This is a genomic window from Aurantimonas sp. Leaf443 (genome assembly GCF_001425575.1).
Taxonomy (GTDB): Bacteria; Pseudomonadota; Alphaproteobacteria; order Rhizobiales; family Rhizobiaceae; genus Leaf443.
In genome coordinates this window covers 37,507-57,989 of sequence record NZ_LMRD01000012.1, presented here as the reverse complement: position 1 = coordinate 57,989, position 20,483 = coordinate 37,507, and the positions used below count along the sequence as shown (strand labels likewise).

At 67.8% G+C, this 20,483-nt stretch carries 25 protein-coding genes; 12 read left to right on the top strand and 13 right to left on the bottom strand.

What is annotated here, in order from left to right:
* Positions 1-48 precede the first annotated feature (48 nt).
* The 3 genes from choW to ASG48_RS16680 all read left to right on the top strand — a co-directional run bounded on the left by choW (position 49) and on the right by ASG48_RS16680 (position 3,130).
* Complete coding sequence (choW, locus tag ASG48_RS16690) at positions 49-903, top strand: choline ABC transporter permease subunit (RefSeq protein ID WP_055852514.1); 855 nt, start codon at positions 49-51, stop codon at positions 901-903.
* The gene (choV, locus tag ASG48_RS16685; RefSeq protein WP_055852510.1) at positions 900-1,979 is read left to right on the top strand and encodes a choline ABC transporter ATP-binding protein; all 1,080 of its coding nucleotides are present in this window, start codon (positions 900-902) and stop codon (positions 1,977-1,979) included. The genes choW and choV overlap by 4 nt, the downstream gene beginning before the upstream one ends.
* Positions 1,980-2,059: 80 nt before the next feature.
* Positions 2,060-3,130 (top strand): diguanylate cyclase, encoded by a 1,071-nt coding sequence (locus tag ASG48_RS16680; RefSeq protein WP_055852507.1) that lies wholly within the window; start codon positions 2,060-2,062, stop codon positions 3,128-3,130.
* Here the strand turns inward: ASG48_RS16680 and ASG48_RS16675 are convergent.
* The 7 genes from ASG48_RS16675 to ASG48_RS16645 form a co-directional block, all read right to left on the bottom strand.
* On the bottom strand, positions 3,123-4,103 hold the full coding sequence (locus ASG48_RS16675) for a dipeptide ABC transporter ATP-binding protein (RefSeq protein WP_055852504.1): 981 nt from the start codon (positions 4,101-4,103) through the stop codon (positions 3,123-3,125). The genes ASG48_RS16680 and ASG48_RS16675 overlap by 8 nt on opposite strands.
* Positions 4,100-5,071, bottom strand: a complete 972-nt coding sequence (locus ASG48_RS16670) for an ABC transporter ATP-binding protein (protein ID WP_055852501.1) — start codon at positions 5,069-5,071, stop codon at positions 4,100-4,102. The genes ASG48_RS16675 and ASG48_RS16670 overlap by 4 nt, the downstream gene beginning before the upstream one ends.
* Positions 5,072-5,103: 32 nt before the next feature.
* On the bottom strand, positions 5,104-5,343 hold the full coding sequence (locus tag ASG48_RS16665; protein WP_055852498.1) for a hypothetical protein: 240 nt from the start codon (positions 5,341-5,343) through the stop codon (positions 5,104-5,106).
* Between the two features lie 416 nt (positions 5,344-5,759).
* A complete protein-coding gene (locus ASG48_RS16660) occupies positions 5,760-6,626 on the bottom strand; it encodes an ABC transporter permease subunit (protein WP_055852753.1) in 867 nt (288 codons plus the stop codon).
* Positions 6,627-6,709: 83 nt separating this feature from the next.
* Complete coding sequence (locus tag ASG48_RS16655; protein WP_055852495.1) at positions 6,710-7,717, bottom strand: ABC transporter permease subunit; 1,008 nt, start codon at positions 7,715-7,717, stop codon at positions 6,710-6,712.
* A gap of 111 nt (positions 7,718-7,828) precedes the next feature.
* Positions 7,829-9,424 (bottom strand): ABC transporter substrate-binding protein, encoded by a 1,596-nt coding sequence (locus ASG48_RS16650; RefSeq protein ID WP_055852493.1) that lies wholly within the window; start codon positions 9,422-9,424, stop codon positions 7,829-7,831.
* Positions 9,425-9,520: 96 nt separating this feature from the next.
* Positions 9,521-10,750: an Mrp/NBP35 family ATP-binding protein gene (locus ASG48_RS16645; protein ID WP_055852490.1), complete on the bottom strand. Its 1,230-nt coding sequence runs from the start codon at positions 10,748-10,750 to the stop codon at positions 9,521-9,523.
* A gap of 236 nt (positions 10,751-10,986) precedes the next feature.
* Here ASG48_RS16645 and ASG48_RS16640 point away from each other — a divergent pair, with 236 nt between their 5' ends.
* On the top strand, positions 10,987-11,697 hold the full coding sequence (locus ASG48_RS16640) for a pyridoxamine 5'-phosphate oxidase family protein (RefSeq protein ID WP_244486931.1): 711 nt from the start codon (positions 10,987-10,989) through the stop codon (positions 11,695-11,697).
* 101 nt (positions 11,698-11,798) lie between these two features.
* Here the strand turns inward: ASG48_RS16640 and ASG48_RS18405 are convergent, their stop codons facing one another.
* The 5 genes from ASG48_RS18405 to ASG48_RS16615 all read right to left on the bottom strand — a co-directional run bounded on the left by ASG48_RS18405 (position 11,799) and on the right by ASG48_RS16615 (position 15,365).
* Positions 11,799-12,140 carry a hypothetical protein gene (locus ASG48_RS18405; protein WP_156381660.1) on the bottom strand — a complete coding sequence of 114 codons (342 nt, stop codon included), beginning with the start codon at positions 12,138-12,140 and terminating at the stop codon, positions 11,799-11,801.
* Between the two features lie 167 nt (positions 12,141-12,307).
* Entirely contained in the window at positions 12,308-12,592 is a 285-nt protein-coding gene (locus ASG48_RS16630) for a glycine zipper domain-containing protein (RefSeq protein ID WP_055852486.1), read from the bottom strand.
* A gap of 155 nt (positions 12,593-12,747) precedes the next feature.
* A complete protein-coding gene (locus ASG48_RS16625) occupies positions 12,748-13,038 on the bottom strand; it encodes a hypothetical protein (protein ID WP_055852483.1) in 291 nt (96 codons plus the stop codon).
* A 238-nt stretch (positions 13,039-13,276) separates the two neighbouring features.
* A complete protein-coding gene (locus tag ASG48_RS16620) occupies positions 13,277-14,251 on the bottom strand; it encodes a PAS domain-containing sensor histidine kinase (protein ID WP_055852481.1) in 975 nt (324 codons plus the stop codon).
* 319 nt (positions 14,252-14,570) lie between these two features.
* Positions 14,571-15,365, bottom strand: a complete 795-nt coding sequence (locus tag ASG48_RS16615; protein ID WP_055852478.1) for a response regulator — start codon at positions 15,363-15,365, stop codon at positions 14,571-14,573.
* A gap of 406 nt (positions 15,366-15,771) precedes the next feature.
* Between ASG48_RS16615 and ASG48_RS16610 the strand changes: the two genes are divergently transcribed.
* From ASG48_RS16610 to ASG48_RS16580, 7 genes are all read left to right on the top strand, one after another.
* Positions 15,772-15,990, top strand: coding sequence for a NepR family anti-sigma factor (locus tag ASG48_RS16610; RefSeq protein ID WP_162243938.1), 219 nt, complete (start codon positions 15,772-15,774; stop codon positions 15,988-15,990).
* Between the two features lie 41 nt (positions 15,991-16,031).
* The gene (locus tag ASG48_RS16605) at positions 16,032-16,583 is read left to right on the top strand and encodes a sigma-70 family RNA polymerase sigma factor (RefSeq protein ID WP_055852475.1); all 552 of its coding nucleotides are present in this window, start codon (positions 16,032-16,034) and stop codon (positions 16,581-16,583) included.
* Between the two features lie 393 nt (positions 16,584-16,976).
* A complete protein-coding gene (locus ASG48_RS16600) occupies positions 16,977-17,333 on the top strand; it encodes a DUF883 family protein (protein ID WP_055852466.1) in 357 nt (118 codons plus the stop codon).
* Positions 17,330-17,773, top strand: coding sequence for a hypothetical protein (locus tag ASG48_RS16595; RefSeq protein WP_055852463.1), 444 nt, complete (start codon positions 17,330-17,332; stop codon positions 17,771-17,773). The genes ASG48_RS16600 and ASG48_RS16595 overlap by 4 nt, the downstream gene beginning before the upstream one ends.
* 217 nt (positions 17,774-17,990) lie before the next feature.
* Positions 17,991-18,251 (top strand): hypothetical protein, encoded by a 261-nt coding sequence (locus ASG48_RS16590; RefSeq protein WP_156381659.1) that lies wholly within the window; start codon positions 17,991-17,993, stop codon positions 18,249-18,251.
* A gap of 83 nt (positions 18,252-18,334) precedes the next feature.
* Positions 18,335-18,706 (top strand): hypothetical protein, encoded by a 372-nt coding sequence (locus ASG48_RS16585; protein ID WP_055852459.1) that lies wholly within the window; start codon positions 18,335-18,337, stop codon positions 18,704-18,706.
* 31 nt (positions 18,707-18,737) lie between these two features.
* Positions 18,738-19,013: a hypothetical protein gene (locus ASG48_RS16580; protein WP_055852457.1), complete on the top strand. Its 276-nt coding sequence runs from the start codon at positions 18,738-18,740 to the stop codon at positions 19,011-19,013.
* A gap of 43 nt (positions 19,014-19,056) precedes the next feature.
* Here ASG48_RS16580 and ASG48_RS16575 read toward each other — a convergent pair whose 3' ends face one another.
* Entirely contained in the window at positions 19,057-19,992 is a 936-nt protein-coding gene (locus ASG48_RS16575) for a diacylglycerol kinase family protein (RefSeq protein ID WP_055852454.1), read from the bottom strand.
* A gap of 193 nt (positions 19,993-20,185) precedes the next feature.
* Here ASG48_RS16575 and ASG48_RS18060 point away from each other — a divergent pair, with 193 nt between their 5' ends.
* The gene (locus tag ASG48_RS18060; RefSeq protein WP_082529549.1) at positions 20,186-20,350 is read left to right on the top strand and encodes a DUF1328 family protein; all 165 of its coding nucleotides are present in this window, start codon (positions 20,186-20,188) and stop codon (positions 20,348-20,350) included.
* The last annotated feature ends 133 nt before the right edge of the window (positions 20,351-20,483 follow it).

Here is a 20,483-nt window from a genome sequence, read left to right as displayed (position 1 = left end):
GGCGGGCGCACGAGAGGGAGCCGCAAGGGCTCTCCCCGCACGCAAGGAATGCCCGTCAAGGTGGAATGGCTCGAAGCTCATCCCCTGCCCATCGGCACCGTCGCCGAGACGGTGGTCGACTGGCTGACGGGAAACCTCGCCTTCCTCTTCGACGCGATCCAGGCGGGGCTCTCGGCCTTCATCGACGCCATCCTGTTTCTTCTCCAGGCGCCCCACCCGTTCGTGGTCGTCGCGGCCTTCGGAGCGATCGCCTTTCTGGCCCGCCGCACGATAGCCGCCGCGCTCCTGACCGCCGGCGGGCTTCTCGTCATCATCAATCTCGGCTTCTGGGAGGAGACGACGGAGACGCTGGCGCTCGTCCTCGCGGCCACCGCCCTGTGCATGGCCATCGGCCTGCCGGTCGGCATCGCGGCAGCGCGCCGCCCGCGGCTCTACGCCGGGCTGCGCCCGGTCCTCGACCTGATGCAGACGATCCCGACCTTCGTCTATCTCATCCCCGCGCTCATCCTCTTCGGCCTCGGCATGGTGCCCGGCCTCGTGGCAACCGTCATCTTCGCGCTGCCGGCCTCCATCCGCCTCACGCGGCTCGGCATCGCCTCCACGCCGACGCAGCTTCTCGAGGCCGGCGACGCCTTCGGCGCGACGGCGATGCAGCGCCTTTTCGCCATCGAGATTCCCCACGCCCTGCCCCAGATCATGGCAGGCCTGACGCAGACCATCATGCTCTCCCTCTCCATGGTCGTGATCGCCGCCCTCGTCGGCGCGCCCGGCCTCGGGGTGCCCGTGGTGCGGGCGCTGAACACGATCGACATCGGCACCGGTTTCGAGGCCGGGCTCGCCATCGTCCTCCTCGCCATCATTCTCGACCGCTTCGTGCGCATCGAAGACGGTGCGCGGTCATGAGGGACGCAGCGCCCGGGACCATCGCGGTCTCCTTCCAGAACGTCACGATCGTCTTCGGCGACCGGCGCGCGGAGGCGCTGCGCCTTCTCGACGCCGGACGCTCGCGCGCCGAGATCCGCGACGCCTGCGGCGCGACGCTCGGCATCGCGAACGCCTCCCTCGACGTTCCGGCCGGCGAGATCGCCGTCCTCATGGGTCTTTCGGGGTCGGGCAAGTCGACGCTGCTGCGGGCGGTCAACGGCCTCGCCCCCGTCACGCGCGGCCGGGTGCTGGTGGATGGGGGCGCCGGCCCCGTCGATCCCGCCGCCTGCGGCGCGGCCCGTCTGCGCGAGCTGCGGCGGCACGAGGTGGCGATGGTGTTCCAGCACTTCGCCCTCCTGCCCTGGCGCAGCGTGGCGGAGAATGTCGGCCTCGGCCTGCAGTTCTCCGGCATGGCGAAGGCCGAGCGGCGCGATCGCGTCGCCGCCCAGCTCGAACTCGTCGGCCTGTCGGAATGGGCGGGCGCGCGCGTCGGCGAACTGTCCGGCGGCATGCAGCAGCGCGTGGGCCTTGCCCGCGCCTTCGCGACCGATGCGCCCATCCTCCTGATGGACGAGCCCTTCTCCGCCCTCGATCCCCTCATCCGCGCCCGGCTGCAGGACGAACTCCTGGACCTGCAGAGGCAGCTGAAGAAGACGATCGTCTTCGTCAGCCACGATCTCGACGAGGCCTTCAAGATCGGCAATCGCATCGCGATCCTGGAGGACGGCGCCCTCGTGCAGACCGGCACCGCGCAGGACATCGCGCTGCGCCCCGCCTCGCCCTATGTCGCCGACTTCGTCGCGCATATGAACCCGTTGAACGTCTTCACCGCCGGCGACGTGATGCGCCCCCTCGACCGCGACGCGCCCGCGCCGCGCGTGGGCGCCATGGCCGAACCCACGACCCCGCTGCGCCGCGTCGTCGCGGCGCTGTCGGGCGGGCGCGGCTCGGTCATCGTCTCGCAGCGCGGCCAGATCCTCGGCGAGATCCGCCCGCAGGAGATCGTCGACGCGCTGGAGCGCCATCAGCGGCCGATAGATACAAACGATAGATGAATCCGATCCGGACATTGCCGGAAGGGAATAGTAAGTCTTCAGGACGATAATGACGGTTCATCGAGACAGGTCGGATCGTCATGGCTCAGAAAAGGCCCCGTGCCGCACTTCGGAACGCCCGGCCGGCCAGGTCGGACACAGATACGTTCGAGAGGCTGCTGATCGAGGCGCTGGGTCAGATCGACCAGGCGATCATCGTCCTCGACCGTGATCTTCGGGTTGCCTTCGCCAACCCGCAATATCGCCGGATGTACAACCTCCCGGAGGCCGGGTTCGACCTCGGTTGCGCCTATCTGGAGATTCTGACTTACATCTGCGCCAATGGCGAGTTCGGCCAGGGGCCCTACGAGCACCACATCGCGCAGCGCATGCAGCCGATCCTGGCGCGGGCGCCGCTGCGCGCCGAGCGCTGGCGCCCCTGCGGCATGCATATCCAGATCGTCGGCAAGGCCATCGGCTCGGGCGGCTACGTGCTGACCTTCACGGACGTGACCGAGCGCGACCGCATGAGCGAGGCGATCGAGGCCGAGGTCGTCGGGCGCACCGCGAAACTGCGTCAGGCCAATGCCGAGCTGCAGCGCCTCGCCTCGCTGGACCCGCTGCTCGGCCTCCTCAACCGGCGCGCCTTCTTCTCGGTCCTGGAAGATCGGCTGGCCCACGACCGCGACCGGGCCTGGCACCACGCCATCCTCATGCTCGACCTCGACAGGTTCAAGTCGGTGAACGACGCCTATGGCCACGCGGCCGGCGATCTCGTGCTGGTGCGCACGGCCGCCGCGATCCGCTCGGCGATCCGCCGCGACGACATCTTCGGCCGCTTCGGCGGGGAGGAGTTCGTCCTCATGCTGCCGGACGTCTCGGACACGGTGGCTCTTCGCATGGCCGAGCGCATCCGCCTCGCCATCGCCCGCATGGCGATCGAGATCGCCGGAACCACGATCGGCATCACCGCCTCGATCGGCGTCGCCGGGATCACCGAGGCCGCGCCCGACATCGCCGCGGCCATCGTGCGGGCCGATCAGGGCGTCTACGACGCCAAGAACGCCGGCCGCGATCGCGTTCGGCTGGGCGCGCGGGCGCAGGCCGGCGGGACGGACGTCGCCCGCTGCGTCGTGCCCTCGCGGGACGAGAGCGACCCAGCGATCAGTTGAGCGAGATCCGCCCCTCGTCCACGGCGAAGCAGGCGACCTGCGAGGCGCCGTGCGGCTTCAGGACCGGGCGCTCCGTGCGGCATCGCTCGTTGGCGAGCGGGCAGCGCGGATTGAACGAGCAGCCGGGCGGCGGCGCGAAGGGCGACGGCAGTTCGCCGGTCAGCCGGATGCGCGTGGCGCGGTCCGCCGGGCGCGTGGCCGGCGTCGCCGAGAGAAGCGCCTGCGTATAGGGATGCAGCGGCGTCTCGTAGAGGGCGGAGACCGGAGCGAGTTCCACCGGCCGGCCGAGATACATGACCATCACCCGGTTCGCCACGTGGCGCACGACCGAGAGGTCGTGGCTGATGAAGACATAGGTGAGGCCGAGGCGCTCCTGCAGATCCTGCAGGAGGTTCAGCACCTGCGCCTGGATCGACACGTCGAGCGCGGAGACCGGCTCGTCGAGGATGAGGATCTTCGGCTCCAGGATGATGGCCCGGGCGATGGCGATGCGCTGGCGCTGGCCGCCGGAGAACATATGGGGATAGCGGTCGATATGCTCGGGCCGCAGGCCGACCTGCGCCAGCATCGCCAGCGCCTTCCGCCGCCGCTCCGCGGCCGGGAGCTTCGTGTTGATCTTCAGCGGCTCCTCGAGGATCGCCCCGACCTTCTGGCGCGGATTGAGGGCGCCGTAGGGGTTCTGGAAGACGATCTGCACGGTCGAGCGCAGACGCTTGGCGGTCGAGGGGTCGCCCTGAGTCACGGGCAGCCCGTCGATGACGAGGTCGCCGCGCGTCGGCGTCTCGATCAGGGTCAGCATGCGGGCGAGGGTCGATTTTCCGCAGCCCGATTCCCCGACGATGGCGAGCGTCTCGCCCTCCTCCACGGTGAAGCTCGCCTCGCGCACGGCCTGGAGGGCCATCGCCTTGCGGAACGGACCGCGGCCGACCTCGTAATCCTGGCCGACGTCGCGGGCGGTGATGATCGCGCTCACGCGGCTTCTCCGACGTTGAGGGGATAGTGGCACAGCGCCTCGCCGAGCGCGGCGCTCTGGCGCGGCGGCCGAACGGTGCGGCAGAGATCGTCGGCGCGCGGGCAGCGCGGGTTGAAGAGGCAGCCGTCCGGCCGGTCGCCCTGCCCCGGCACGACGCCCGGAATGGTCGGCAGGCGCCGGCCCGTCGAACGCTCGGGAATCGCGGCCAGAAGCGCGCCGGTATAGGGATGGTGCGGCGCCTCGAAGAGTGTCGCCACCGCCTGTCGCTCGACCTGCTGGCCGGCATATTGCACGACGACGCGCCTGGCCGTCTCGGCGATCACGCCCATGTCGTGGGTGATGAGGATCATCGCCATGCCCTTGCGGGTCTGGAGATCGAGGAGCAGATCGAGGATCTGCGCCTGGATCGTGACGTCGAGCGCCGTCGTCGGCTCGTCGGCGACGAGGAGCTTGGGGTTGCAGGCGATCGCCATGGCGATCATCACGCGCTGGCTCATGCCGCCCGACAACTGGTGCGGAAAGGCGTTCATGCGCCGCTCGGGATCGGTGATGCCGACCTGCGCGAGAAGCTCCACCGTGCGCGTCCGGCGCTCGGAACGGCCGAGCTTCAGATGCGCCTTCAGCGTCTCGCCGATCTGGTAGCCGACGGTGAAGCACGGATTGAGGCTGGCGACAGGCTCCTGGAAGATCATGGCGACGTCGCGCCCGATCACCTCGCGCCGTTCCTTCGCCGTCAGCCGCTGCATATCGCGGCCCTCGAAGCTCATCTCGTCGGCCGTCACCGTCGCGCTGGCCGGCAGGAGGCCCATCAGGCCGAGCATGGCCACCGACTTGCCGGAGCCGGACTCGCCGACAATGCCGAGCACCTCGCCCGGCTCGACGGTGAGATCCACCCCGTCCACCGCCTTGAACGGCCCGGAGGCCGTGGCGAAGGTGACGGAGAGGTTGCGGATGGTGAGAAGGGGCATCGTCTAGGAATGCTTCCTCTGATGGCTTATATCTACGTCATCGTGGCAGAAGGAGAGGACGCATGACCGGACCGATCCGCCCACTCGTCTGAGCCGATGCGGCTGCGGGCCGGGCTCGCGATGCCGTGCTGCTTCATGAAACGCTCCAGCGCGTCGAGCGCTCCGACCGCCGCTATCTGCTGGTCGCGCAGTCCGGCCAGGATGTTGCCGGCATAGCGCCTGCGCTGGGCTGGCCCCTGCCGCGCGTAGGCGTCGCCGGCGAGGAAATCCACCAGCCGGTTCGATTGCTCCGCCAGCCGGTAGTAGAGGACGATCTGGTGGGATGACGCTCTGCGGCAGGACCGAGAGGTCGGCCTTCAGGGTCTCGAAGACGAAGTCCGTCCGGTCCGAAGGGCCCGCCGGCCACTCGTCCGCCACGAGATAACGCGCCTCGTCCTCCTCCTGCTGATCGGCGACGGCCCCGAGGCCCGCCGCAATTTCCGCATGCAGGGCGAAGACCATATCGATCTGTCGATCCAGCCGTCTACGCTTCTCCAGCCGACGCTCGTGCTGTTTGTTCGACAGCCAGGTGAAGACCGCAATCGACCCGGTGACGAGGACGCCGAGAAAGCCGAGGGCCCCCGTCAGAAACGCCGTCTGCTGCGCGACGTCCTTCAGCCCCAGAAGGTCGATAATCGCCGCCAAGCCCTCAGCTCCGCTTCATCTTCGGATCGAGCGCGTCGCGCAATCCGTCGCCGACGAGGTTGATGGCGAGCACGGTGACGAGGATCGAGAGGCCCGGAAAGGTGACGACCCACCAGGCGCGCAGCACGAACTCGCGCGCCTCGGCCAGCATCGTGCCCCATTCGGGCGTCGGCGGCTGGGCGCCCATGCCGAGAAAGCCGAGAGCCGCCGCGTCGAGGATCGCGTTCGAGAAGGAGAGCGTCGCCTGCACGATGAGCGGCCCGAGGCAGTTCGGCAGGATCGTCACCAGCATCAGCCGCAGCGGCCCCGCCCCCACGACCCTGGCCGCCGTCACGTATTCGCGCTGCTTTTCGGCGATCACGGACGCGCGCGTCAGGCGCACGAAATGCGGCATGAGGACCAGCGCGATGGCGAGCATGGCGTTCTGGAGGCCGGGCCCGAGCACCGCCACGACGACGAGCGCGAGGAGCAGCGACGGGAAGGCGAGGATGATGTCCATCACCCGCATCGTCACCGTGTCGACCCAGCCGCGCAGATAGCCGGCCAGAAGCCCGAGCGCGACGCCGGCCGTCACCGCGACGATGACGACGAAGAGGCCGACATAAAGCGAGTAGCGCGCCCCGTAGATGAGGCGCGAGAGGACGTCGCGCCCGACGGCGTCGGTGCCGAGCGGAAAGGCGATGCGCCCGCCCTCCTGCCAGAAGGGCGGGATGAGCAGCACGCTGCGGTCCTGCGCCGTCGGATCGTGCGGGGCGAGAAGCGGCGCGGCCAGCGCCGTCGCCACGATCAGGGCGAAGACGACGAGACCGAGCACGGCGCCGCGGTTGACCGAGAAATAGTACCAGAACTCGGCGAGCTGGCGCCGGCGCATGCTCTGCGGCTTGCGTGGCCCGGGCAGGCGGTCGGGAATGTCGGTCCCGACGCCCTGCTCGGCCTTCTCGGCTTCGATATGGCTCATCGCGCGCGCACCCTCGGATTGATGAGGCCGTAGAGAAGGTCGACGGCAAGATTCACGAGCATGATGATGAGCGCGATGATGAGAAGCCCGCCCTGCACGACCGGATAGTCGCGGCGGAAGACGGAATCGACCATCCATTTGCCGATGCCCGGCCAGGAGAAGATCGACTCCGTGAGGATGGCGCCGCCGAGGAGCACGCCGATCTGGAGGCCGATCGTGGTGACGACCGGGATCAGCGCGTTGCGCAGCGCGTGGACGCCGATGACGCGTGCCGAGGATAGGCCCTTGGCGCGCGCCGTGCGCACATAGTCCTCGCCGAGCACCTCGAGCATGGCCGAGCGCGTCTGGCGGGCGATCACCGCGAGCGGGATCGTGCCGAGCACGATGGAGGGCAGGATGAGGTGGCTCAGCGCCGAGCGGAAGGCGCCGGCCTGGCCGGAGATCAGGCTGTCGATCAGCATGAAGCCGGTGACCGGCTTGAAGAAGTAGAGAAGCGAGATGCGCCCCGAGACCGGCGTCCACTGCAGGATGCCGGAGAAGAGGATGATGAGGAGCAGCCCCCACCAGAAGATCGGCATGGAATAGCCGACGAGCGCCGTGCCCATGATCGTCTGGTCGGCCCAGGAGCCGCGCTTGACGGCGGCCAGCACGCCGGCCGGAATGCCGATGACGACCGCGATCAGCATGGCGACGAGCGAGAGTTCGACGGTCGCGGGAAAGAGGTTCCAGAACTCCGTCAGCACCGGCTGCTTCGTGGTGATGGACTGGCCGAGATCGCCGCTCATCACCTCGCCGAAATAGCTGAGATACTGCTGCCAGAGCGGCCGGTCGAAGCCGAAGGCCGCCTGCAGTTCGGCGTAGCGCTCGGGCGTCAGCCCGCGCTCGCCCGCCAGCGCGATGATCGGATCGCCGGGCAGAAGACGGATGAAGAAGAAGGAGACGATCGTGACCCCGACGAAGGTCGGGATCAGAAGGCCGACCCGCCGGAGGAGGAAGCCGAGCATGGGGCTGTGCGGACCTCTGTCAGCGCCGGAGCGCTCTTGAAGGGAGCCTCCGATGAGGCGAGAGCGCCGCCGGCACGAAGCCGGCGACGCTCGTCGTGGCATGGGCTGGCGTTACTCGGAAATGTCGACGCCGTCGAAGCGGTGCGAGCCGAGCGGATCCATGACGTAGCCCGAGACCTTCGGCGACATGGCCATGACGACCGTCGAGTGGGCGATGGTCGCCCAGGGCGCTTCCTTCTTGAAGATGACCTGCGCCTCCTCGTAGAGCTTGGCGCGCTCGGCCTGGTCGGCGATGGTCGATGCCTTCTTGATGAGGGCGTCGTAGTCCTTGTTGCACCAGGCGGCCTTGTTGCCCGAGCCGATGCCGTCGCAGCCCAGAAGGATGGCGAGGAAGTTGTCCGGGTCGCCATTGTCGCCCGTCCAGCCGGCGAGAACCGCGCCGTCGTGCTTCGGATCGCCCGCGAGCTTCAGATACTGCGTCCAGTCGTAGGAGACGATCTCGACGGTGACGCCGACCTTGGCGAAGTCCGACTGGATCAGCTCGGCCATGCGCCGGGCGTTCGGATTGTAGGGACGGGCCACGGGCATGGCCCAGACCTTCATCGAGAGCCCGCTGACGCCGGCCTCCTCGAGCATCTTCTTGGCCGCCTCGGGGTCGTACTTGTCGTCATCGACGGCGTCGTTGTAGCCCCACATCGTCGGCGGGATCGGGTTCTTGGCCTTCTGGCCGATGCCCGGGAACACGGCCTCGAGGATGGCGTCCTTGTTGATCGCCATGTTCAGCGCGCGGCGGACCTCGACCTTGTCGAAGGGCGCCTGGCTGGCATTGTAGGCGAGATAGCCGATGTTGAGGCCCGGCTGCTCCATCGTGGTCAGCGTGGAATCGGCCTTCAGCGCCGGGATGTCGGCGGGGTTCGGAAAGGCCATGATCTGGCACTCGCCGGCCTTCAGCTTCTGCAGGCGCACGGAGGCGTCCTGCGTGATGGCGAAGAGGAGATCGTCGACCGGCTGCTTGCCGCCCCAGTATTCGGGATGGGCCTTGTAGCGGATCACCGCGTCCTGCTGGTAGGCGACGAAGGCGAAGGGACCGGTGCCGAGCGGCTGCTGGTTGAGCTTCTCCGGCGTGCCGTCGGCGAGCAGCTTGTCGGCATATTCCTTCGACATGATCGAGGCGAAGTCCATCGCGAGATTCGCGATCATCGGCGCGTTCGGCGCCGTCAGCGTCAGCTTCACGGTATAGTCGTCGACCTTCTCGAACGCCTTCACCAGCGTCGGCATCGACATATCGTTGTAGTAGCCCCAGGTCGCATCGCCGGCATAGGAGAAGAACTTGTTCTCCTTGTTGCCCTGGCGGTCGAAGGAGAAGATCACGTCGTCGGCGTTGAAGTCACGCGTCGGGGTGAAGAAGTCCGTGGTCTGGAACTTCACGCCCTGGCGCAGCTTGAACGTGTATTCCAGACCGTCCTCCGAGACGTCCCAGCTTTCGGCAAGGCCCGGAACGACCTCCGTCGTGCCCTTCTTGAACTCGACGAGACGGTTGTAGACCGTCTTCGAAGAGGCGTCGAAGGTCGTCCCGGCCGTGTAGAGGCCGGGATCGAAGCCTTCCGGAGAGCCTTCCGAGCAGTAGACCAGCGTCTTGGCGAGCGCGCCGGACGCCATCGTCAATGAAAGGGCCGTGGCTGCGAGAAGGAGTGACAGTCTTTTCATAGGGAAAGCGCTCCAGAATTGCTTGCGGGGTCAGTCCCGCGCAAGCGCGCATCCCACCTTTTTCGCAAACTCCGCGCAAGCTGAATTTTTGACCATTCACTCAAATACGATTTTCGGCGTCGATGCGCCCTCGGCCTTCGCCGCGTCCATGGCCTCGAGGACGCGGACGGCGATATCGCGGTAGACCCGCGCATGGGCCCCGTCCGGTGCCGCGGCGACGACGGGCCGGCCTTCATCGGAACTTTCGCGGATCGCCATCTCCAGCGGCACCTCGCCGAGGAAGGGCACGCCGAGCCGCTCGGCCTCGGCGCGCGCGCCGCCATGGCCGAAGATGTCGTAGCGCGCGCCTGTGTCGGGAGCGATGAAATAGCTCATGTTCTCGACGATGCCGAGGACGGGCACCTCGACCTTGCGGAACATGGCGAGCCCCTTGCGCGCGTCGATCAGGGCCAGATCCTGCGGGGTCGAGACGATGACGGCGCCGGCGAGCGGCACCTGCTGCGCCATGGTCAGCTGCGCGTCGCCCGTGCCCGGCGGCATGTCCACGACGAGAATGTCGAGCGGGCCCCATTCGACCTCGCGCAGCATCTGCGTGAGCGCCGACATGACCATGGGTCCGCGCCAGATCATCGGCACCTCCTCGTCCACGAGAAAGCCCATCGACATGGCCTTCAGCCCGTAGGCCTGGAGCGGGATCATCGTGCGCCCGCCCGCCGATTCGGGCCGTCCCTTGAGGTTCAGGAGCCGCGGCACGGAGGGGCCGTAGATGTCGGCATCCAGAAGGCCGACCTTGAGGCCGAGCGACTGCAGGCCGAGCGCGAGATTGACCGCGGTCGTCGACTTGCCGACCCCGCCCTTGCCCGAGGCGACCGCGATGATGCGCTCGATGCCCGGCACGCCCGGCCGCTGCGTCTGGCCGGGCTGCGGGCGGGCCTGGGCCGGCTGGGCGTGCGGATGGGGATGGGCGTGGCCCGCGGCGCGCGGCGGCGGTCCGCCCCGGTCGTAGGGGCCAGGCCCCGGCCGGATCGCCTGTCCCGGGCGGGCCGGCGGCGGCGGCGCGGCGCGGGCGGCACCGGCGGCCCGCTCCGCCGTCAGCGCCACCATGGCGCTCTCGATGCCGGGCAGCGCCCTCACCTTGGCCTCGGCCTCGCGGCGGAACGGCTCGAAGCGCTCGGCCTCCTCGGCCGGCACGGAGATGGAGAAGAAGGCCTTGCCGTCCGCCACGAAGATATCGGACACCATGGCGCGCGAGACGACGTCGCCTTTTCCGTCGGGCGTCGGCAAGGCGGCGAGAAGCGCCAGGATCTCGGATTTGCGATCGGCCATCCTGCACGTCTCCTCTGGGCATCGACATCGACGACGAGGGCCTCAGATATCGCGGCGGCGGGGCCCTCGCCAGACGGGAAACGCGCGAAGGCGGCAGGAAGCCGCGTTTGCCGCGCCGCTCGGAGGCCGGTGACGGCCGCGGAGTCGGCTTTCGGGAAAGGTCGGATGCCATGAGCACAGGCGAGGCGAGCGGTGCGCCGGCTGGCGTTGCGCCCGGTGACGCGAGGACGCGACTGGTGACGCAGCGCGTGGACGAGGCCGCACGCGCCCTCGCCCGCCGCCTCCTGCGCGCCGCGCGCACGGCGGCGCTGGGCTGCCTGCGGCCGCAGGACGGCTTTCCCGCCGTCAGCCGGACGCTTCTCGCCACCGACTTTCGCGGGCGGCCGCTCGTCCTCGTCTCCGGCCTGTCGCTGCATTCGAGAGCGCTGGCGGCCGATCCGCGCTGCTCGATCCTCGTCGGCGAGGATGGGCGCGGCGACCCGCTCGCCCATCCGCGGATGACTGTCTTCGCGAGAGCCGAACGCATTGGCGCCGGGACGGCTGTCCATGCGGACCTGCGCGCCCGATTCCTGTCGCGTCATCCCAAGGCGAGCCTCTACATCGATTTTCCCGACTTCTCGATCCTGCGGCTCGAGCCGCTGGGGGCTTCGCTGAACGGCGGGTTCGCCCGCGCCTACGAACTCGACGCCGACGATCTTCTCGATCCGGCTGGAGACGGGCTGGAGAATGCCGCCCGGCGCGCGGTGGCGCATATGAACGAGGACCATGGCGACGCCGTCGACGCAATCGCGGCGGACGGCACCGGGTGGCGCATCGCGACCGCCGACCGGCGCGGCTTCGAACTGGCGAAGGGCGACCTTCTGCGCCGGATCGAATTTGCCGACGATGTCGTCGCCCTCGGGGGCTATCGCAACGCGTTCGTGGGTCTGGTCGGGGACGGAAACTGACGCGCCCGAAGCGGGACGCGACGGACGGTTCGATCGCGCTGCATCCTCGTGACGTCGAAGGCGATCGGCTCCACGGGTCGCCGAAAAGCTTCGGGGCCCGCTTAGAGCTCGAACCCGTCAGGACAGGCGGCGCGGAACCGGACGCCGGAGGCGGAACGGGCATAGATGCAGTCGTCGGGAACGTTCGCGGACTGGCCGATGAGACGGTCGCCCGGGCCGGGCACGACCTCCCTCACCTTCCCCGTCCGGTAGGGCGCGACTTCGGCGCCATCCAGACCGAACACGGCGCCCGCGACGGCGGGGTAGCGGCCGTTCTGTCCGCAGGCCGCGAGAGCGAGCAGGGGGAGGACGAGCAGGACGCGTCTGGCGGCGTGCGCGCTTCCGGAAGCTTGGGGTGCATCTTCGCGAAGCGACGGCCCACGCAACGAACGGATATTCGGCAAGGAGACGGTCCTTTCAAATCCTAGCGAAACTGACAGGCGGCGGGAAACCGGGCAAGTCGCACGCGACGAGATGAGACGGCCGTCCGTCCAGGGACCCGGATACGACAATGCCGCCGGAATATCCGGCGGCATTGGCAGACTTAGAACTGACGCCGATCCGGCGGCGGTCAGTAACCGGCCGGGCAGCGATAGATGTTGCCGTCGGAATAGCGGCAATAGCCCGGCTGCGACTGCTGACGGCCGACCACGTTGCCCGCGATGGCGCCGGCGCCGGCACCCAAGGCGCCTCCGATGAGGGCGCCACGCGCGTTGCCCGTCACGCCGGCACCGATGGCCGCGCCGCCGAGACCGCCGAGCGCGGCACCGCCGCCCGTGTAGCGGTCTTCGGTGGTGCAACCGGCCAGAGCCGTGATGCCGGCGCAGAACGCGACGATCGCCAATTTGTTACGCATGGAGTCCTCTCGACTGGAAAACAGTGTCCCGACCATAAAATGCGTCAACGGGAAAAAGGTTCAACGCCCCGGCCGAAATCCCGGCAGCCATCGACGTTTAACGTCAGCAAACCGTCAACGCGCTCATCGTGCGCGACCGGCCCTGGCCTCGCGAATCAGCGGGCTGCGACGATCTGGGGCTCGGACGTGAAGTCTATCGAGAGGCGGCCGTCACGCGTGATCGTCCAGTCGATGCTTGCGGATCGCTCGAACACGTCCGGCGCGACGCCCTTGCAGGCTCCAAGCACGCGCTGCGAGGAGTCGCTGCTCAACCTGATCTGCAGGGGCAGGTCCTCCTGGCAGTCTGCCAAGGTTTCATAGGCCGGGACCGGAACCGGAATCTCGTTGCAGGACTGCAGGTTACCCGAGCAACCGACCAAGAGCATGAAAGCGGCAACGTGTTCCATCGGACCCTCTCCTTTGGACATCAAACCGCGATCCGCCGCGTCTCGTTCCCCGTCGGAACGCGTTCGTTATCACGTTAGTGTGATAGTGGATTTCGTCCCTTGACGGAACATTTTCCGAGGTTTCCCAAAACTGATGCTCCTGAGGCGCGATGCTCTCACATCTCCGACGGACGGCGTGCGCCGGCGACCGTCGGCTTCGCGAGGACGGTCTTCGGGGACGGTCTCGACCGAGGAAATGTCAGACGATGTCCGGCGTGATCAGCTCGAACTGCGGCTGCGGAACGGAAAGCCGGTAGCAGATGCCGTCGCTGTGATATTCGAGATGGGCTTCGCCGCCGACCGCGTTGGGCACGATCCGCACCAGCGTGGACGTCCCGAACCGCGGATCGCGCTCCGTGCGAACGCGCGGACCGTTATGCTCGCGCCATTCCAGAAGGAGCACGTCTTCGCCGTCTCTGGGCTCGATCCAGGCGCGGATCGTCACCGTGCCGCCGGGCACCGAAAGCGACCCGTAGGAGGCGGCGTTGACGGCAAGCTCGTGAAGCGCGAGCCCGACATGGAGGGAGGCGGTCGGCGAAAGATAGACGTCCACCGCGTCGAGATGGATCTGCTCCATGCCGTCCGGCGCATAGCGCTCGACCTGCATGACGACGAGGCTCATGAGATCCGCCCCGCGCCAGTCCGTGTCGGTCACGATGTCCTGCGAGGAGGACAGCGACTGGATGCGGCCACGAAACCGCACGAGGAACTCCGGCACCGTCACCGTGTGTCGGGCGGTCTGGCTCGCGAGGCTCTGGATGATGGCGAGGAGATTCTTGGAGCGATGGGACAGCTCGCGCAGGAGCGTCTTCAGCGTTTCTTCGCGGCGCTTCTGGTCGGTGATGTCGATCGATGTTCCGATGACGCCGAGAACCTCCTCGGCGTCGTTCCGGTCGACATTGAGGCGTATGTCGTACCACCGCGTCGCATTGCCGAGCGGAACGGCGAGTTCGAAGCGAAGCGGGCGGCCCGTGGAGAGGACCTCGGCCTTCATCCGGTTGGATCGTTCCGCGGCGCCGGCCGGCAGGATGTCGTCGTCCCTGATCCCCGCGACCGCCGGAGCGAGCCACGAGTTCTGCGCATTGAAGACCCAGCAATATTTAAGATCGGAATCCTGCGCGAACACGGCGAGATCCGTGTTCGACAGGGCCGCCAAAGCCTTCCAAGCCACCATCAGGACATGCCCGCGGCGATGGGAGCGTTCCTTCGGGGGACGTTGCGCACGATCCCGCGCTTACCGTCGGCTGCCACGAGAGATCTCCGTTTCATGCGGCGCGCAACCATTCATACATAGCCCAGCCGAGCGATGGCACTTCGGTAGCTGGCTGACAAGGCAACAGTCTATGGGATGGAAGGTTCCAGCGCGGGATCGTCACTTCCGCAGGCACGACCCGACCGGCTGGAGCTCGGCCTGACGGAATGCCGGCGCCGGGCGGAGCCCGGCGCTGGTCGGCGAAAGGAGGAGTGAGCCCGCGCTCGCGAAGAGCCCGGCGTCAGGCGGCGACCTTGTCGTCGGCCTCGAAGAACAGCGCCTGGCTGATCAGGGCCTTCACCATGTCGGGATTGAACGGCTTGGTCACGAGGAAGGTGGGCTCGGGACGCTCGCCGGTCAGCAGACGCTCGGGGAACGCGGTGATGAAGATCACCGGAACGGAGACTTCCGCGAGAATGTCGTTCACCGCATCGATGCCCGAACTGCCGTCGGCCAGCTGGATGTCTGCCAGCACCATGCCCGGCCGCTGCTTGTCGAACAGAGCGATCGCTTCCTTGTGGGTGCGGGCGATGCCCGTGACGGTGTGGCCGAGGCCCTCCACCATCTGCTCGATGTCCATCGCGATCAGGGGCTCGTCCTCGATGATCATGATGCTCGTCGAGACCTGACGGCCGATGTCGGAACTCGCCTGATCGATGAGCCGCGAGAACTCCTCCTCGCCGGACCCGAGGATGAAGGCCGCCTCCTGCGTGGTGAACCCCTCCACCGCCACGAGAAGGAAGGCCTGACGCGGCAGCGGCGAGATGGCGCGAAGATTGCGCGTGGCGCGCTCTTCCCAGGCCGAGGTCGGCGCATCCTCGCGGACATTCACGTCGAGCGACTGCCAGAGAGAGGAAAAGAGACGGTACAGCGAGATGCGCGGCGTCTGCTCGGTCGAGAACAGCGACGGATCGGCGATCAGCGCCTCCAGCACGGCCGCGACATATGCGTCGCCACTCGCCTGGGAACCACTGAGAGCCCGAGCATAGCGCCGCAAATACGGGATATGAGGCGCTATGCGGGATGACATCGACATGAATACTCCCCTCGTGTCGATTGAATTGACGACGGTCGAAGCGAAATGTGGTCGGCGGCTGAAAGTTCCAAGGCGGGGCGGAACTTTTCCGTGCGAACCCGGTTTTGCGCGATGAACGACGGGTGCGGGACGTTCGTCCCATTCGGCGGTGGAAAACGGTTTCGCGACGGATCCGACCGGTCGAAGTCAGCGCGTCGCACAGAGAAAATGAATCACGCCGGGCGTCATTGCGTTCATGCGGCACCGCTCTACTTGACGTGCTCGCAACGCAGAAGTGAAGACGATAAGGGACGGAATCGACTGGCTTTCCGGTTTTCTGCCGCAACGGCAGAGCGGAGCGTCGGACAACGAGCCGGTCCCGGTTCGATTGAGGGTCGGCGGGCCGGTGCGGGTTTCGAGTGGGCTGATGGACGATCACGATACCGAGGATAAGATTGTGCAGGCGACGCAAGGACAGAAGCCGGTGGAACCGGGCGTCGATCTGGGCCCCAACTCGGCGATCGGCCGGCGTTTGAAGGCCTATTACGACGACGTGGCGAGCGAGCCGGTGCCGGACCGCTTCCTGTCTCTCCTGGATGCGCTGGATGCCGCGGAAGCGGCCGGCAACGACGACGGTCGGCGGTGAGAGCCGCCAGCATCGACAGACCGGGAACCGAGCGAAGCGCCATGGCCGAACAACCAGACTTCCGGCGAGAACTCATCGCCATCATTCCGAACCTGCGAGCCTTCGCGGCCTCCCTGTCCGGCTCCTTCGACCGGGCCGACGACCTGGTCCAGGAGACGCTCGTCAAGGCCTGGGACAAGCAGCATACGTTCCAGCCCGGCACCAATCTCAAGGCCTGGCTCTTCACGATCCTGCGCAACGAGTTCTACACGCAGATGCGCAAGAAGGGCCGCGAGGTCCAGGATGTCGACGGCCTGCACGCGATGCAGCTCGCCGGTCACCCGGAACAGCAGGGGCATCTCGATCTGCAGGACTTCCGCAAGGCGCTCGACCAGCTGCCGAGCGACCAGCGCGAGGCGCTCATCCTCATCGGCGCGTCCGGCTTCTCCTACGAGGAAGCCGCCGAAATCTGCAAATGCGCGGTCGGCACGATCAAGAGCCGCGTCTCGCGGGCCCGCACCCGCATCGCGGAAGTGCTGGGCATCGAGGGCGACGGCGAATACGGGCCGGACTCGATCTCGTCGCAGATCATCGGCATTGCCCCGGCCGCCTGACCGCGCGATCACCGACCGCGCCGATGGCGCGGGACACGGGCACCGCCGTCGGTTCGACGGCGGTGTTTTCGTTTGCGGGCCGAACTCGTCGGCATTCCGTCGCGGCGACGGTCGTGACGCGCTCTGTCGTGCGGGGCCGAAGCCGGCGGCCGTGACTGCCGAGCCGCCTCCCCGGCACACTCGCTCCGCACCCGTGCGGACCGAGTGTTTCGAGAGAGGCTCGCCATGGGCCTCCCTGCGCCGGCGCCGTCGATCGCACCGCGCGGTGAGGCTTTCGCAGACCGGCCGGCGGATCAGGGAACTTTGCGGCCGCTTGGCGGTTTCGCCTGCGACAACACGGCATGGCCTTCGCCTGCCGTCGCGTGCTCCTCCTAGTCAGTATTGGAAGCGACAATGGCATCAGACACGACATCGAACGAGTATGGTTCGGCTTTCTCGGATAAGGAGCCCATCGGCGGCCGCGGCTCGCGGGAGGATCTCGAGGCTCAGATCGCCAAGCTGCGAGAGGACGTCTCGGGCATCGCGGAATCGCTGAAGTCGATGGCCACGGGCACCGCCGGCAACGCGCGCGAGCAGGCTTTCGCGCTACGCGACGACGTCTATCAGAAGGGCGAGCACTACCTGCGCCAGGCGCAGGACGCCGCGTCCGACCTCGAGGAGCAGCTCAGCGAGAAGGTTCGCGCAGAGCCGGTCAAGGCCGTGCTGATCGCCGCCGGCATCGGCTACCTCTACGCCAAAATCTTTAGATGATGGGAGCGCTGATCGGCCGTCTCCTGACGGGCGAAGCGGGGGCGTATTTCGCCAAGCTGAAAAGCCTGGCGATCCTCTACGCCGTCCTCGGCCTGCTTGGCTTCTTCGCGGTCGCGTTTCTCTTCGGGGCGCTCTTCGCCTGGCTCGCCAGCCTCTATGGCGGCGTGGCGACCTCGCTCGGATTCGCCGTCCTGATGCTGCTTCTCTGCGGCGTCACGGCCGTGGTGATCGGCATCGCCAAGCGGCCGCGCCGGCGTCGAACCGATGAGGCGCTTCGGCGCGACATGGCCTCCATGGCCGGCGTCGCGGCCTTGTCGAACGCCCCGATGCTCTTCGCGGCCGTGCGCAAGCGGCGAGGGCTTCTGGTCCTGCCGGCCGTCGCCATGGTCGGCCTCGGCGCCTGGCGCCTGCTCGACCACTACCGCCACCGCGGCATCTGACGGGTTCGGGCAGCGCCCGACCGCCACCGACATCGAAGGGCCGGCTTTCCTCGGGACGGCCGGCCCTTTCTCGTTCCGACGCGCCGCCAGAGCCGCCGGCCGCGCCGGCCCTCTCCCTCCCTTCCTCATCCGTCCCTGCGCCGCTCAGCCCCTGTCCTGCATCGTTCGGGCTGCTCGCGCGTTGTGACGACAGAAACCGTCAAGGAGTACCGCCGCCATGTCTGAAATCCGCCCGACCGAAGCGCGCCAGGGTCGTCAGGGAAAACCCGTCCTGATGATCCTGATCGTGGCCCTGGCCCTCTGCGTGGTCGTCGCCGCCGGACTGGCCGTCTATTCGAACTTCCTTCCGGGTTCCGAAGTCGGAACGAGCGCCACGTCCACGCCGACGGACAATCCGCCGCCGGCCGGCACGACGGTCACCCCGAGCGAGGGCACGTCCACCGGCACGACCGCCCCGGCGACGACGCAGCAGCAGTAATAGCAGCCCCCAAGGGCCCGCGCTCCACCGGGACGCGGGCCCTTCCGATCGCGGCGAAGCGCCGCCCAAAGGGAGGACATGCGATGACCAGCAATCCCTTCGACAAGACCGATCCCGTCGAGACCGGGCCGACCGCCGGCGACCCTGCCCTGACCGGACAGGCCGATCTCGGCCTTCGACCGATCTCCCAGGCCGAGGTCGACGACATCCTCAACGATCCGTCCCTCACCGTGGAGGAGCGCCAGGCGGCGCTTCAGGAACTCGCCGATCAGGTCGGCCTGCGCGACATGGCCGACGACGGCGATTTCAATCCGCTGGAGCTGCAGCTGAACGAAGCGCTGAACATGCTCGCTGCCGGTGGCCATGTGTACGGCACGGCCGAGGGCCTCGGCTTCGACCGTTCCGCGCGGTCCGACGTTCGCCCGCCCGACGACGATACGCTCGACACGCTTTGACGCCTGGACGATCCGGTACGGGAGGACGACGATGGCGAAATCGAAGGCGGATGCCGCTGCGCCGAGCATCAAGGATCCCGAACTGTACGAAACGCTGCGCGAGAAAGGCTACTCGAAGGAGAAGTCCGCGCGGATCGCCAACGCCAAGGCCAATCCCGCCCTGCATCCCGAAGAGAAGGGCGGGCGCTCGCCGCCCTACGAGGACTGGACGAAGGACGACCTCGTGAAGCGCGCCCGCGAGATCGGCCTTGCGGGCCGCTCGGGAAAGACGAAGGCGCAACTCATCGACGCGCTTCGCCACCACTGACCGCAAGAAGGCCGGCGCGAATCCACGCGCCGGCCTTTACCTGTCAGGCCGCCGGCCGCAGCTCGGCCGGCACGTAGCTGGCCTCGTGCGGCGCCACCACCTTCAGCGCTTCGGCCTGGATCTCCACCACAGAATGCGAATCGAGCCGGTCGAGTTCGCCGTCGCGCACGGCCCGCTGTTCCTTATTGCCGGCCGGATAGTCGATGACGACCTTCTGGGCCGAGACGACGGTGATGTAGGGGTTCTCGCGCCAGCGCCCGCGCACGATGTCGAGCGTCAGCTTCATCACGGCGATCGGCCGCCGGGCCTCGCAGATATAGACGCCGAGAACGCCGCCCCGCGGGTCGTCCGCGTAGGGGATGTGCCCGTCCTCATACATGTTGTTCGAGATCGCCAGGGCCGGCGTGCGGATCCGGCGGGCTTCGCCGTCGACCTCGATCTGCAGCTCCACCAGCGGCAGACGCTTCAGGGAGGTGACGGCGGCGCGCGTCGTCGCCATGATCTTGCCGAGGCGCGAGCCGTAATTCATGTGCTTGCGCATGCGCACCATGCGCGCATGGATGCCGACGGCGAACTGATGGACATAGGGCTTGCCGTTCACGGTCGCGAGGTCCACCGGCAGGATCACGCCGGTGGCGAGCGCCGCGATCGCCTCGGGCAGGGCCAGCGGAATCTGCAGCGTGCGGGCGAAGAGGTTCATCGTGCCCGCCGGCAGGATGGCGAGCGCGATCTCCGTGCCGTAGAGCGCTTCGGCCGCCGCCGAGACCGTGCCGTCTCCGCCGCCGACCATGAGCACGTCGATCTCGCGGCTCTTGGCCGCCCGGCCGATCTCCTCGACGATCCGGGCGCCCTCGCAGCGCTTCACGGTGATCTCGTGTCCGTGCACCTGGAACTCGCCTTCGAGGAGCGTGGTCAGTTCGTCGAGGTCGGCGGTGCGCAGAGTGCCACCATCCTGGTTCAGAAGCGTCAGCACTCTCATCGGCGTCGGTCGTCCCCTTCGCGGCGCCCCGCGCCAACTCGTGAAGGCGCCAGATAAGGCGCAGGCTCGCCTCCGCCCATGGCGCGGCGCGAATTTCGCAGGTTCAGCGCCCCGTTGCGCCGACGGAACCCGATCCCGCTTCGGCGGTTGTCAGACCGCCGAAGTCCGGCCAGAACAGCGGGGACCTCTTCTCATGATCGAATGGATCGTCATCCTCCTCATCGTCGCTGCCGTCGCCAGCCTTCTCGGCTTCCGCGGCGTGGCCGGCGCATCCGCGGGCATCGCCAAGCTCCTGATCTTCGTCGTCCTCGTCGGCCTTCTCCTCATGCTTCTGTTCGGCGTCATCGTCTTCGCCTGACCGGCGCAAAAACGCTCCCGACGTCGGAAGGATCGGCTTAGGTTCGGGAACCGAAGGGCGACGGGGCGGTTTGAAAAGCATCCAGCGACGCGATCCGGACCCAGGGACGGACCGTCGCAGACAAGCTTCAAGC